The sequence below is a fragment of the Arsenophonus sp. aPb genome (assembly GCF_029873475.1).
Classification (GTDB): Bacteria; Pseudomonadota; Gammaproteobacteria; order Enterobacterales; family Enterobacteriaceae; genus Arsenophonus.
In genome coordinates this window covers 1-14,260 of the sequence record NZ_CP123502.1, presented here as the reverse complement: position 1 = coordinate 14,260, position 14,260 = coordinate 1, and the positions used below count along the sequence as shown (strand labels likewise).

10 protein-coding genes are annotated in these 14,260 nt (G+C 31.6%); 8 read left to right on the top strand and 2 right to left on the bottom strand.

Annotated features, from left to right (window positions below):
* Positions 1-128 precede the first annotated feature (128 nt).
* From QE177_RS15375 to QE177_RS15360, 4 genes are all read left to right on the top strand, one after another.
* A complete protein-coding gene (locus QE177_RS15375; RefSeq protein WP_280552654.1) occupies positions 129-1,838 on the top strand; it encodes a HEPN domain-containing protein in 1,710 nt (569 codons plus the stop codon).
* A gap of 341 nt (positions 1,839-2,179) precedes the next feature.
* Positions 2,180-2,611 carry a TIR domain-containing protein gene (locus tag QE177_RS15370; protein WP_280552652.1) on the top strand — a complete coding sequence of 144 codons (432 nt, stop codon included), beginning with the start codon at positions 2,180-2,182 and terminating at the stop codon, positions 2,609-2,611.
* A gap of 4 nt (positions 2,612-2,615) precedes the next feature.
* Complete coding sequence (locus QE177_RS15365; RefSeq protein ID WP_280552649.1) at positions 2,616-3,605, top strand: caspase family protein; 990 nt, start codon at positions 2,616-2,618, stop codon at positions 3,603-3,605.
* Positions 3,606-3,806: 201 nt separating this feature from the next.
* Positions 3,807-4,349 carry a recombinase family protein gene (locus tag QE177_RS15360; protein ID WP_280552646.1) on the top strand — a complete coding sequence of 181 codons (543 nt, stop codon included), beginning with the start codon at positions 3,807-3,809 and terminating at the stop codon, positions 4,347-4,349.
* 91 nt (positions 4,350-4,440) lie between these two features.
* Here the strand turns inward: QE177_RS15360 and QE177_RS15355 are convergent, their stop codons facing one another.
* A complete protein-coding gene (locus QE177_RS15355; RefSeq protein WP_280552643.1) occupies positions 4,441-7,026 on the bottom strand; it encodes an AAA family ATPase in 2,586 nt (861 codons plus the stop codon).
* Positions 7,027-7,649: 623 nt separating this feature from the next.
* Here QE177_RS15355 and QE177_RS15350 point away from each other — a divergent pair.
* The 4 genes from QE177_RS15350 (at position 7,650) to QE177_RS15335 (ending at position 13,201) form a co-directional block, all read left to right on the top strand.
* Positions 7,650-8,615, top strand: coding sequence for a DUF4238 domain-containing protein (locus QE177_RS15350; RefSeq protein WP_280552641.1), 966 nt, complete (start codon positions 7,650-7,652; stop codon positions 8,613-8,615).
* A 1,499-nt stretch (positions 8,616-10,114) separates the two neighbouring features.
* Complete coding sequence (locus QE177_RS15345) at positions 10,115-11,419, top strand: nucleotidyltransferase (RefSeq protein ID WP_280552639.1); 1,305 nt, start codon at positions 10,115-10,117, stop codon at positions 11,417-11,419.
* On the top strand, positions 11,412-11,984 hold the full coding sequence (locus QE177_RS15340) for an SLATT domain-containing protein (RefSeq protein ID WP_280552636.1): 573 nt from the start codon (positions 11,412-11,414) through the stop codon (positions 11,982-11,984). Before QE177_RS15345 ends, QE177_RS15340 begins: the two co-directional genes overlap by 8 nt.
* Positions 11,985-12,241: 257 nt before the next feature.
* Positions 12,242-13,201 carry an Rpn family recombination-promoting nuclease/putative transposase gene (locus QE177_RS15335; protein ID WP_280552634.1) on the top strand — a complete coding sequence of 320 codons (960 nt, stop codon included), beginning with the start codon at positions 12,242-12,244 and terminating at the stop codon, positions 13,199-13,201.
* Between the two features lie 41 nt (positions 13,202-13,242).
* Here QE177_RS15335 and QE177_RS15330 read toward each other — a convergent pair whose 3' ends face one another.
* Positions 13,243-14,085, bottom strand: a complete 843-nt coding sequence (locus QE177_RS15330; RefSeq protein ID WP_280552632.1) for a GIY-YIG nuclease family protein — start codon at positions 14,083-14,085, stop codon at positions 13,243-13,245.
* Between the last annotated feature and the right edge of the window lie 175 nt (positions 14,086-14,260).

The following is a 14,260-nucleotide window of genomic DNA, read 5'->3' as shown; positions in this document are numbered from 1 at the left end:
GTCGGTACTGTTGCAAACATAGTATGGGGCTTCTGTGCAATAACAGATGATTATATATTCAAAAATATTGTTTACCAGATATACCTCATTTAGAGTGATAGCCAATATCATTCAGTAGGAACTGTAATATGACAGTCAGGAGCAATAGTTTTTACCTGGAACAAATAATTGATGTGATCATAGATGTGGATAGCCAAACGCTGTATGGTACATTACATTTTGGTGGTTTCGGGAGGATTCCGGAGTTTCGGGTTAAAAGTGGGGCATCACCTGCGCTACCTGATTTTTATGTATATGTCCGTGATAATAAAAAACTTACTTGTACCTCACTCCGTGACGCTAAAACTTACACCCTTCATGAAATAAAGTTGACGAATGATTTAATTGTCTCAGCTGATTACATTACTATGGGCAAGCAGCTTCCGCATTTTGATAAATTTGAACTTCATCTGACGGGAATATCAGTCTGGATTGAGGGAAATAGAAATTTTATTCTTAACGGTGATTGTCTTGAGCGAAATATCAGTACTGAAAAAATCAGTAAGCTATTCAGCTTTGATTCTGAAGATTATCTCCTCTCTACCAATTACCACATCAATACTCATAACGAGACTCCTGTAGATAGTCATTTCAGTATTGAGCACACGCTAGTTATCCAGAAAAAAAAGGAAAATCTCTCTTTTGAGGAATGTAAGAAAGTATCTCATGAGCTCAGGAACTTATTTTCCCTGCTGATAGGTAATTCACTATCTGTTAGTGAAATCTGGATTTTTAATCATGACGATCCAACAAGAAATCAATGGCTTTATTTTCCGACAGTTTTGTACGCGCAGCAGCCGTTGCAATACGCATTTGAGGCGTTATTTCCTTTTGCATACCTGACTAATGAAAATAAATGGGTCAGTATACTTACTCAATACTTCAGTAAAAACACTTCTCGAGATATCTGGCAACGGCTTCTGCCTTCATACGGAAAAATGGCCGTATGGGAATATGGTATTTTATCCAGAGTCGTCATATTGGAGATGTATGCGGGTGTGAAAACAACTAAAAAAAAATTGAAGATGGAAAACAATCTATGTAAGGATTTCAAAAAAGAGCTAGAGAAAACTATTGATACTTTTAAAAGCTCAAAAAATATTTCTGGTGATAACCAAATCGTGATTGATAGCATGAAAAAATGTATTCTGAATACAAAAAATACGATATTTCCGACACTAAGAGAAAAGTATGAAAAATTAATGAGAGAAATCAGCCCTGCCCTTAAAGACGCTATCACATTTACAGATGATGATTTCATCAAAATCAAAAAGATCCGGGACAACACGGTTCATGGGCTCGATTATAAAGGAAACAGCAGTGGTAGTGATATAACCTACGAAATGCAACTGAGCGATCGCCTTCTGGTGCTATTGATGTGCTTTGTTTATCTGGAACTGGGTTTCACCGAAACTGAAATCGCCTCATCCCTGCAACATTCACACTGTAAATTTATTATCGGCGCGAATCTTAATAAACGCAAGCTGAGCTTGTTAAGCGGCAACGCTATGTTGATTAAGCTTACCGAACAACCCAAAAACATGGTTTTAAGAGACTATGACATGGTTGTTGTAAATCATTTAATCAGAACGAATACCTGGTACCTGAATGAGCAAATAACTCAGAAGCTACGTACGGAATATCGCAACATAGGAGTATCCACTTTACTAGATTATGTAAAAGGAATCGTACCCAACAAAAAAGGCCAGAAAATTGAATTAATACAACAGGCTTATATTGAGAGCGAAAGGGGTGAAACAGAGCATTATTCAACTGTGGTTATTTGCTCCTGTAATTAGTGATAGCTAATACGTATTGACAGTACCATCGTTACTGTCAAAATGACAATGCTATAAATAAAGTGTCGGCCTTTAAAAAACATTTATGCTGAGTACCATTGATTTAATTGTTAAGGAACATTATCAATAAACCGATTTTGCAACAGAGCCTCTTAAAAGATAAAGTTGTGTAGAGTTACTTACTGAAATAAAACAAATTTGTATTTTGTGATCCCCGCCATTGTTTCTATCATAAAAAAATTATTAAAGTTGTTTACTTTTAATATCATTACTATTTCAATGGTTAATGACTTATAAAAAGTATTATTTTAGATTTTTATAGACTCTGTAATAAGGGAAAAATGAAAACTTATCAAATTCATGTATTCATTAGCCATTCCTGGAAATATTCTAATCATTATGAAAAGCTCGCTGATTGGATTTTTAATAAATCATGGCGTTCCGGGGAAACTTTATTGGATTTTCGCGATTTTTCAGTACCTAAAAATGACTCAATTCATAATGCTAGCACAGATAAAGCACTGCAAGATGCGATATTCAATCAAATAGTGAGAAGTCATGTAATCGTTATCCCTGCTGGTTTGTACACAAATTACAGTAAATGGATTCAAAAGGAAATTGATGGGGCAAAAGGGTATAAAAAACCTATTTTGGCTGTTAATCCATGGGGACAGCAATACTCTTCTGACATTGTTATATCGAATGCAAATAAATGTGTAGGTTGGAACTCTGAATCGGTGGTTAGTGGAATCTGGGAACTTTACAGGATTTAATATTATGAGAAAGGCTCTTGTGATTGGTATTGATGACTATCAAAATTGTCGTTTAAATGGTTGTGTTAATGATGCTGTAGCTATTGCAAATACCATAGAAAGGAATGGTGATGGTTCGCCAAATTTTTCAGTACGTTGTCTAACAAGTAATGAATTAACCGTAACAAGCGCTGTTCTCAATAATGCAGTATCTGATTTATTCCGCGATGATGCAGATATTGTTCTGTTGTTTTTTGCTGGTCATGGAATAATTAATCCTAACACAAATGCTGGTTATATTATTAGTCAAGATGGGCATCAAGCAGCATGGGGAATGTCTCTATCTGAGATATTAACTTTGGCTAACAGAGCATACCCACGTATAAAATCTACTGTGATTATTTTAGATAGTTGCCATTCTGGATACACAGGAGAGGTGTCATCTCTCGGTAATGAAAATATTGCAGCAATTGGAAATGGTGTAACTATTTTAACGGCTTGTCATCGAAATGGGGCTGCCGCAGAAACGAATAATCAAGGCTTGTTCACTAAAATTTTATTGGACGGATTAAGCGGAAGTTCGGCGGATGTATGTGGGCGAATTACACCTGCTTCGTTATATGCTCATATAGATCAAACTTTAGGACCTTGGGAACAACGTCCTATTTACAAAGCAAATGTACAGAGGTTTGTTGCTCTTAGAAAAGTTGATCCAAAAATTCCTTTAGATATTCTTAGACGTTTACCAGAATATTTTCCTGATGCTACTTCTACGTTCTCATTAAACCCTTCATTTGAGCCAGATCGCGATAATGTACCTGATAAATTTAAAAATATGCCTGTAAATTCGGATAATGTTCGTATTTTTCAAGAGTTACAAATATGTAATCGATATGGTCTAGTTAAGCCAATTAATGTAGAACATATGTATTATGCAGCAATGGAGTCTACTGGTTGTGAATTGACTGCTTTAGGTGCGCATTACCGAAAACTTGCAGAAATGCAAAGAATTTAAATAAGGTGCAAATTAATTTTATTTTTTTAATTAATACAACTAAAACAAAGTATATCGTTATTATTTAAATAAATTATTAATTTGTCTAAAATATTATAAATTTTTAGACAGTTGAAAATATCTGCTCTAAAATGTCTATTAAATCGTTTTTATAAAAATAAAAGACATTCTGTGTCTTTAAATCGATTAAGGAGACATTTAATGCGGCTTTTTGGTTATGCCAGAGTTTCAACCAGTCAACAATCGCTCGATATTCAAGTTAAAGCCCTTAAAGAAGCTGGGGTAAGAGCGAATCGAATTTTTACTGATAAGGTCTCAGGTAGCCATACCAAACGGGATGGACTCAATCTATTGCGTTTGAAAGTCGAAGAGGGCGATATTATTTTGATTAAAAAACTGGATCGTCTTGGTCGTGATACCGCCGATATGATCCAATTAATAAAAGAGTTCGACCAAGAAGGGGTGGCGATACGATTTTTAGATGATGGTATCAGTACCGAAGGTACGATGGGCAAAATGATAGTAACCATCTTATCAGCAGTGGCTCAGGCAGAACGCCAACGTATTTTAGAACGGACAAACGAAGGCCGGCTGGAAGCAAAATTAAAAGGTGTTCAGTTTGGGCGTAAGCGCAGCGTTGATCGAGAAAAAATTAGACAACTACGTTCTCAGGGAATAGGAGCAACAGCAATTGCTCGTCAATTAAATATTGCGCGCTCAACGGTTTATAAGGTAATTTATTAAATGTCTAATTTCGATTAATTTATGTTCAAAATGCATTAGTGAAAAATATATATAAACTGTATCTAGGTTTTTATTATTTCAAATAAGAATCTTATGATCTGCATCTTGGACTATTTTGAAGCTCTTGTGAGAAATTGTAAATTGTATTCAAATCTTGCTCCATTTCCTCAATAGATATATATGGCTCACCTATGGCTGTAGCGCTGTCATGACCTCTTAAATAAGTGCTACACTTTTTCATTGCTTTATTAATTTTATCAATATCATCTTGACATATATCAGTTAGTTTAGATAATCGATTAGTTTGAATTCCTCGTTCAAAGCGAGTTACAACCTTATTAAGTAGTTTTTCTTCAACAAGTCTTTCCCAACTTTCGCGCAAATACCCGTAAAAGTTGTAGCATTCATTGTGAATTTGATTAATTGTATTGTTTTTACTTCGTTTTTTTATATTTTCTAATTTTTTTCGAAGAGCCTTTATACGTCCGCCGGTTGTTAAAGCAGGCCATGGAGCATGGCATCTAATTATACCTGCATCTCTGAACGATCGTTCAAATGTAAAATTGGAGTGTTTTATATCTTTACTTTCAGCTGATTCAAGCAATAATTTACAAAAAGTAAGGCTATGAGTAAAAATAATAACTTGTCTTTCTTTTGATTCATCAACTAAACGTTTCGCTACTCGTTTGCTCCATCCATGACTCAATGAATTTACTGGGTCATCAAATATTACTGCTGACTTTCTTGAATCAGCTTTCATTTCAGCTAAGAAACAAGCTATTGCAATACAACGTTGTTCACCTTCACTTGCAATTTTTGCGACAGTAGATATTTTTGAATTTGAAATACTTATTTTAAATTGTTGATTTCCACGTTTATTCCTGGAGTCTACTTCAACATTAAATCGATTAAATCCAAACTCTGATAATTCGTTTTTAAAAGCGTCCATTAAAGGTTGAACAACATTAGATTGATTTATTGTTGAAGATATATCTGATATAGATTTTGTATTACATTCAGAAAGAATTTTGTCCTGCATTCTGATTCTTTTGTATCTTCTGATATTTGAAATAATATTTTCTTTATTTTCCTGCACGTATTTTTTATCTTCTAGATGAGAAAGTTCTAATTCTTTTTTATTTATTAATTTTAAAAGATCTTCATCTGAATAAAGACTTTCAATTTGCATTTCAATATTTGTAAAAATATATTTTAATTCATCAATACATTTTAAATCTAACTTTTCAATTTTCTCAGGTAAGTTTGATGTACTAAACAATTTTTTTCTTTCTTCTAGTTTAGAAAATAGTTTTTTGAATTTTTTATCTAAATTATCTTGATGTAAATTTAGTAAATTAAGTGCTGCTTCATAAGAATTTAAACTAAGACTAATATTTGATAATTCATTAATATTTTGATCAAATAAATCTTTAGCTTTTTTTGCTTCTTTTGCTGCCTGTGCATTTAGATATTTGTCCAGATTCGCCATTCTTTTTTCACTTCTTTCATCAATTTCTTGTAGGCAAAGAGGGCAATATTCTTCTTTTTTTAATGGAAAAATCTTTTTCTTAGTTTCTTTGACTATAAAATTTTTAGCTTCTTGCCATAAACTTAGCCAATTTAATCCTCCAATAGATTCCAATGGTAGGCCTTTCAATGTTTGTTGCCGCATATTTTCAGCGAAGGTTTCTTTCTTTATCTTATCAACATATTGTTTTTTTAAATTTTCAAATGCTTCATCACTTAATAAATTTAGGATGTCTTCACATATTTTTTTTAAAGGAGTAAGGATTCTTATATTTTGTTGTAATTCTTCTTTCTTTATTTTGACTGTTTGAGATTTACTTTGGATAATTTCTTTTTTTAGTGGTTCTATTCTTTGTAATTCTTCAACGGAAGCAATATGTAGATTAATATCATCCTCGTTTGTATTCGCAGATAACTTTGTTATAAATTCAGCTGTAACACTACAAGATGTTAGTTCTGGTAAATTTATTAAACCATTATTTGCCATATTATCTTCTTCCATGTTTAATTTAACATGATTCACAGCTTTACTGAGTTCGGATAAAAGATTTAAGCCGATAGGTTTAAATCCTAATTCGTCCTCTTTATTTATATAATGATGTGCTGATAAACTGTCGAATACTCGTATTGATTTTAGGATGTCAATGCTAGGTTTTTCAGGATTCCAAAAATATTGAATTTTTTTTTCATTACATATAACCGAAATTTTTGCTTGTGGTATTGGATTATTTTTATTAAATGCATTCCCTATTATTTCAGGTTGATCACCGCGAGTTAAACAACAATGTTTTAATATGTTTGTGTAACTCGATTTCCCTGTACCATTCTCCCCATAAATTATAATTAAATTTTCATTAGAAAATTCCAATGTTTGATTTTCTGCTAATAAAGCCACTCCTTGAATATCTGAAATGGAATGTAAAAATACTTTATGCTGCTCTGGAAAATAACCAGTAAAATCTAAGTCAGATGAGCAATAGGGATAATTATCATTTTTTTTCTCTAACCCGTGTTCCATTTTTGCTATTTTTAATATTTCATTAAGATCTTCACTGTCTAATTTTCCGTGCATCAATGTGAGTCTTAATGAATGCTGCCACCAAATAGGCTTATCCTTAGACCATTGTGCAATTTTATTTATAGTTGTCATATAATATACTTTTAAAGATACATTTTTAGTTTTAAAAACGGACATTACATAAAACATTCATATTTACAAATAGTATATTGATTATTTTTTTATATTTGAAAATAATAATAAATTTTTTATTCAAAAAAATATATAATTAGGAATAGATAATGTGATTTATATCTATAAATTCATTTGAAAATAGAGATGATAGTTTCTTTATTTTTTATTTTATTGTAATATTACCCATGTAATTGTTTATTATTACATTAAAAAATATTGCACGTTTGTTTAATTTTAAAAAAATGTTAATATAAAGTATAATATTTTATGCCGGTTATATTTTTGAAAATAAAAATCTTGGTGGTAATTGATAAACAAAAATCTTAATTACAAGTTATATATTACTAATTTTTTAGTTTAATATTAATACATTTTAACTTGTTATGTTCATAAAAATAAAGCATATCTATGTTAATACTATGGTATATTATTTTCACATATACCTTATAATTTTTTTCGTCCAAAATAAGCTGCATAAATCTCAGAAGGTATAACGGCTTTAATGTTAGTTCCTTAAAAGGAAACGGCCAAAAAGGCCTTTTATCTGATATAGGTTCGAGTGCAATTCGAGTGTAAAATAAATGAATAGTGAAATGAGAATTCCAAACAAGAAGATTAGGCACCACTACGTTTGGGCATATTATCTACGTAGATGGTCTAGTGATAAGGTAAACATTTGGTATATCAGCCGTACAGGTAAAATATCAAATGATGGTATTAAAGGGTTAGCTCGTGAAGATAACTTTTACAAAATAGGTTTTTTTAAGGAAAAAGATGTCCATCTAGTTAAAGAGATAATAAAAAATTGCCATGTAGAGTTACAAAAACAACACGTTAATTTCTTTAAAAAGTTTGCAGAAATTCAAAATCTTGCAAAAATAGCATCTGATATTACAGATAACAAAGATATAAATGATAGAATAACAAGTAATATATTTGAAGATTATTTTAGCTCAATGGAAAAGCGAGCTATTGATTTGATCAATAGTTTAAATGATGGAAAAACTGATTACATTGAGAATAAAGATAAATATTGTGAATTATGCCTCTTTGTCGCCTATCAATATTCAAGAACATTAAGGATGAAAAGGATTTTAATTGATGCGTTAAATACAATTGAGGATACGCCACACAAAGCATTGCTTAGAGATTTTTATCAGAGAAATTGGTGGTTTATGTGTTCATTTTTTGCTGGTAACCTATCATATGATATGGCTACAAATAAGTCAGCAAAGATATTTATCCTAAACAATGAAACTGATATTGACTTTATAACATCAGATCAACCTGTGATAAATATTAACCCTGATGGTCATAAGGCGGAAAACATAGATTATTACTATCCGTTATCACCAAAAAAAGCACTTCTAATAATAACTAGTGACAACAATTACTTTAATATAAAAAAATTAACTAAAGAGAATGTTTGTTTTTTGAATAGAGAGATTGCACTGCAATCATACAAAACAATATTTTCCATAAATAAAGATGGTATTAATAATAATAGGGACTATTGCAAAGTTCAAATTGTTGATAATCTTCCATAACGATTAAATCAGTGTTGCTCAGCATGAATATTTTTAAAGGCCGATACTTTACCCACGACATCATCTTTTGAGCGGTACATTAGTACTGCAAATATGGCATCTGTTATCGAGAATTACAGAAAATACCTGCCGAATGGGATATGAATGTTGATCATACATCCCTTTATTGTTGGGTTCAGCATAAGGAGCATGAAATAGAAAAACGACCATGGTGGTACTGGCTATCCCCTCCCAGCTCAGTCCATGAAACATCTAGTGAACAAAATTTTTGAAATTTAATTCTCTGTTATTACACAAAAGTGCTCTCTATATTCATATTTACAGCAATACGAAAAATAAAAATCATTCGTTAAACATTAAAAATATGTTGTATTTATTACATGTAACAAATTAATAAAAAGTCGTAATTTCATCATACTTATTTTCAATATAATCTATTTAATTCAATACATTGTGATTAAATTTAGTTTAAGTATTGCATTAACATCGTTATGATATGTTACATCATGATTTTGGTATAAAGACTTTAATTTGCACAGATATAAATTAAAAGATAGCTATAATGCTTTATAAGCATTTATTCTAAGTTTAAAAAATGCTTTTCTAGAGAATCTTAATAAAGATCACAACAATAACAATGGATAATTTCAAAATGGGAAAAATATTTTTATTATTAATTATATTGATATTTTCTTTTAACTCCTTTGTATTTATAACAAACGATTAGGATGATCCTAATATAAAAGCGATATGTAATGATAGTTCTTTTTCAACATCCGAAGGACCAGGTACCTGTTCATATCACGGCGGTGTCAGATACTAGTTTAAGCTAGTACGTAAAAATCAGGTTAAATTACATCTATGTATACCTCATAAACCTCTGCTACTGGATTTTTCTTCATAATCACGTAATTATATAAAATCAATATAGTTTACAATATAAATCATTGTAAACTTATTATGAATTTTATGATCAGTGACAGATTTCACAAATAAAATAATATATATACTAATTAAATATTGATATATTTCACACATTCGCTATTAAAATGTTTTAAATATTTTAATTTATTGTAAATAAATTTGTTATGGTTATTTTTTGTGTAAAAAAAATATTAATTTATATATATGTTTTTATAGGCTTTCATATGAATCAATTGAGTAATATCGTAGATATGTTAGTAACAGCTAAAATAGAATCGTTAATTGCAGTAACTTTCCTTGGTACTATTTTTTTTGTCTATTTAATTATCAGAGCGATATTATCGATAATAAAAAACAGATAACCATCTTATTTTAAAGTTAATTTTTATACTGAATTAGAAATAAAGTTAATTGATTAAACTAAAGATTTTTACTTTAATCATTATTAGTTATGTAGAACAAATTAATATATAAGAGTTGAAATTAAAAAATAAATATTCAGTTAAAAATCCACACGGCATTATTTAATATTTTTAAATTGCTATCTATAAATTTCATAATGAAGAGAAATAGGAATGAGTATTTCAGAGATATTTTCGCAATTCATTAACAATCTTACAATAAATAATACCGAGACTATCAGTACACGTTATGGTGAACTTACAGCAGCTCTTAACAGACAATTTCGAGATACAGACTCAAAGGTGGCAAACACACTTCAAGTGGGATCATTCGGTCGAAAAACTGGCATTAATAACATTTCTGATTTAGACATGCTTTACATTATGCCTAAGAATAAATGGGAACATTACGATAAACCTGGCGGTCAATTAAAGCTTTTGCAAGATACAAAAGATGCAATTATTAAACGTTATCCAACTACCAACGTTCGAGTTGATCGTCTTGTTGTGACTGTCACTTATACGAATTTCCATATTGAAGTACAGCCCGTTTTTGAGCAAGAGGATATGAGCTATAAATACCCTGACACTAAGAATGGTGGTAGTTGGAAAGTCACAAAACCAAGAAAGGAAATGGAGGCTGTTGCTAATTTAAATGCAGAAAAAAATTTAAATTTACGCCCATTATGTAAAATGGCGCGTGCATGGAAAAATAAACATGGTATTGGAATAGGTGGGTTACTGATTGACACGCTAGCTTATAATTTTCTTAACTCTACTTCGACTTATGACGATAAAAGCTATCTTTATTACGATCAGTTAAGTCGTGATTTTTTTAAATATCTTTCTGAGTTACCACCACAAAATGAGTATTGTGCTCCAGGAAGTGGACAGCGAGTAAAAGTAAAGAAAAGTTTCCAACGACTTGCTAAGAAAACACACGAGCTTTGCCTTAAAGCAATTGAGGAAAAGGGAAAAGATAACGTTAACGAAAAGTGGAAATCTATTTATGGACAGCCATTCCCGGCTACACAGATCAATAGAGACCTTACTTCTCAAACATGGGACAACACTGAGGAGTTCATTGAAAATAAATTTCCTGTCGACATACGTTATCAATTAAAAATTGACTGTGAAGTCATTCAGCGCGGTTATAGAAAATTTCTTCTTCGTGATATGTTGATTAAAAGAATTCCTTTGAAAGCAGAGAAAAAACTCAAATTTTTGATTTCTGAGCTTCCATCTGTAGGTGGATGTTATCAGGTTTATTGGAAAGTTTTAAATAGGGGAGAAGAAGCACAGCGCCGAAACTGTGTTCGTGGTCAGATAACATTAGATAAAGGTCACAAAACGAAAGAAGAAAACAGTAATTTCCAAGGAGATCATATTGTTGAATGCTATCTTGTCAAAAATAATATTGTTGTTTCTAAAGACAGAATACACGTTCCAATAATAGCAAACAGAAGCGATTATGACTGATAACTATAAAATTCTTGAAGGACAGTTACGCGAATGTTATGGACGAATTATTTACTCTCACAAAACACACGAAAAATGTGCAGATATTCTATTTAACCGCCATAAGTTTATAAAGTGTAGCCAAATAGTCCTATCTGCTTTTGTGACAGGCGGATTGGTGACAGCACTTTTTGATTTTAGTGCACTGATTGAATATAAAAAGCTTGGTACGTTGGTAGCTGTTTTATTGTCTACAATTTTGCTTACCCTTAACTCCTACATTAAAGATTACGATCTTGGAGAAATTGCTCAAAAACATCGACAGGCAGGGGCAGATTTGTGGATCATCCGAGAGAAATATCTTTCCCTGTTAACGGATTTGCGTATGAAAACTGTGCCGCTTAATGATCTTTGTTTGCGGAGAGATAAGCTTACAGAAGATTTACATGCTGTTTATACTGGGGCACCGAGTACAAATTATAAGGCTTACGTGAAAGCTCAAAAAGCGCTGAAAGAACTTGAAGATATGACTTTTTCCGATGATGAGATAGATGAATTTCTTCCTAAAGAATTAAGGAGAAAATAATTATAACTATCAATCAAGAAATATGAAAATTTAGTGGTTTCAGGAGATGTAATTAAAGTAATTAAAAACAATATATTATGTTATTAATGTATTTTTTACATAATTATTCTAGAACTATATAATTGAACATTAAAACAAATAAACAGCATACTTTCATGGTAAAAAATTTCCCCTAAACTATTTTTTTATCACAAGTTTTATAATGTTTTTGAGCTAATTTGATAGCTTGAATTACCCCTCAAGGTTATACTGTAGCAATGAAAAAGACACTTTCCCATCATGATAGCTTGTTTAAAAAATTTCTTGGCGATATTACGATTGCAAAGGATTTCCTGGAAATCCATTTACCTGAAAATATTCGCAAATTGTGTGATTTTAGTACATTGGCAATGGAATCAGGTAGTTTTATTGAACCAGATTTGCGTAGTCAATGCTCTGATATGCTCTATTCTGTGCAAACAACAGCGGGAAAAGGGTATATTTACACACTGATAGAACATCAGAGCAGGCCGGAAAAGCTGATGACGTTCAGATTGCTGCGCTACAGTGTAGCGGCAATGCATCAGCATCTAGAACAGGGAAATGATACTTTACCTGTGGTAATACCGCTACTGTTCTATCAAGGGAAAACTTCACCCTATCCTTATAGTACAGATTGGTTTGATTGCTTTGCTGATCCGGAACTGGCAAAATCAGTTTATACTCAAGCATTCCCTCTGGTTGACGTTACAGCCATTCCTGACGAGGAAATCATAAAGCATCGACGTGTTGCGCTGATGGAGTTAGTGATGAAACATATCCGAGCACGTGATATGCTAGAATTTAGTCATGAGATAGCTGGCTTATTAAATCAGTATGTAATACAGCCAGAGTTGTTTAAAGGATTAATGTATTATATTGTTGAACGGGGAAATACTTCTGATGCAAAACAATTTTTGCATCAGATTGCGGAAAAAGCGGATGATTATCGGGAGGTCGTTATGACTATTGCAGAACAGTTACGTCGAGAAGGCGAACAAAAAGGTATTCTTAAAGGAATTCAAAAAGGTAAACTTGAAGGCATTCAAGAAGGGATTCAAAAAGGTAAACTTGAAGGCGAAAAACAGGCTTCCCTAAAGATTGCGCGTCAACTTCTTGAAAAAGGTGTGGAAAGAGATATTGTGAAGTTGTCTACGGGTCTTACTGATGCTGAATTGAGAAAGCTATTCAACGATTAAAATGATCGAACACCAGAAATCAAACAAGTGATAAAAATTTATCACAAATGGATTATGGTGATATTTTTATCTAATATTGGACGACACAAGATCTTATACATATCATGGTCAAATTTATCTGTTGCCTGATTAAATGTTAATGTCTGACTGAGATTTTCAACCGAACCCAGATAAACCCAGTTATTAACAATGTGAATTTGTGTTTGTTGAACCCCTTTTTCGACGATGCCAATTGCGCCTTTGTAAGGCCAGACAGCTAATTTATGTTGTTTAAACGCCTGTAATAACCGGTTATGATGACATTCATGACTTTCTTTATTAACACAAACTCCACGACAATAACCAAGCTGAAGCCGAAAACAGCCTGATTTTTTCTTCTCTTCCATTCCAAGTTTGGCGTAACAGAGATTATTTTCATCCGCAATGGATTTAAGTTTTTTTAAAGCGGAAAAGCGATTTTTGTACAAACCATAGAGGTTTTCTGATTTAGAAAAATCTATTTCTTTCGCATAAACAATATCAATTTTATTGTTTGTTATCTGAAAAGCACAAAGCTCGTGGTATTTTCTTAGCCGTTTATTGAAAACAGGTTGATATAATTTAATTAATTTAGCTTCGAGCAATAGTGCGCCTATTTCACCTGCAGTAGTTTGCCAGTAAATATATCTAAGTTGTTTTATTAATCTTAAATTCTTTTGATAAAAGTGAGATAACACTCTTTTTTTAAGATTTATGCTTTTCCCGATATAGATTGGCAAAAATTCATTTTGACCGAAAAATAGATAGACACCTGGTAGATTGGGAATACTGGCGTTTATTGTTTTAAGCTTTTTCTCCTCATTACCTTCCAATTTAATGGATTTATTTTTACAGATTTCTAACACTTTTTTCCTTAATTTTTAGAGAGTTAATTTTTAACATTCAGTTTTAAAGTCTTTATATTTTCCTTCAAAAGATATTTATTTGAAATAAAAGATGGCTAAGAATTTCTTTATAATTATATTATACTGTTTTTATGTCCAGTAAAAGAGGGCGTTATTAGAGTAGCCATTTTCACTG

What these genes read in the sequence shown, in the direction of transcription:
- QE177_RS15345 (WP_280552639.1), top strand. Translation starts at nt 10,115, where the DNA reads ATGAGTATTTCAGAGATATTTTCGCAATTCATTAACAATCTTACAATA.
- QE177_RS15375 (WP_280552654.1), top strand. Translation starts at nt 129, where the DNA reads ATGACAGTCAGGAGCAATAGTTTTTACCTGGAACAAATAATTGATGTG.
- QE177_RS15370 (WP_280552652.1), top strand. Translation starts at nt 2,180, where the DNA reads ATGAAAACTTATCAAATTCATGTATTCATTAGCCATTCCTGGAAATAT.
- QE177_RS15350 (WP_280552641.1), top strand. Translation starts at nt 7,650, where the DNA reads ATGAATAGTGAAATGAGAATTCCAAACAAGAAGATTAGGCACCACTAC.
- QE177_RS15355 (WP_280552643.1), bottom strand. Translation starts at nt 7,026, where the DNA reads ATGACAACTATAAATAAAATTGCACAATGGTCTAAGGATAAGCCTATT.
- QE177_RS15335 (WP_280552634.1), top strand. Translation starts at nt 12,242, where the DNA reads ATGAAAAAGACACTTTCCCATCATGATAGCTTGTTTAAAAAATTTCTT.
- QE177_RS15360 (WP_280552646.1), top strand. Translation starts at nt 3,807, where the DNA reads ATGCGGCTTTTTGGTTATGCCAGAGTTTCAACCAGTCAACAATCGCTC.
- QE177_RS15340 (WP_280552636.1), top strand. Translation starts at nt 11,412, where the DNA reads ATGACTGATAACTATAAAATTCTTGAAGGACAGTTACGCGAATGTTAT.
- QE177_RS15365 (WP_280552649.1), top strand. Translation starts at nt 2,616, where the DNA reads ATGAGAAAGGCTCTTGTGATTGGTATTGATGACTATCAAAATTGTCGT.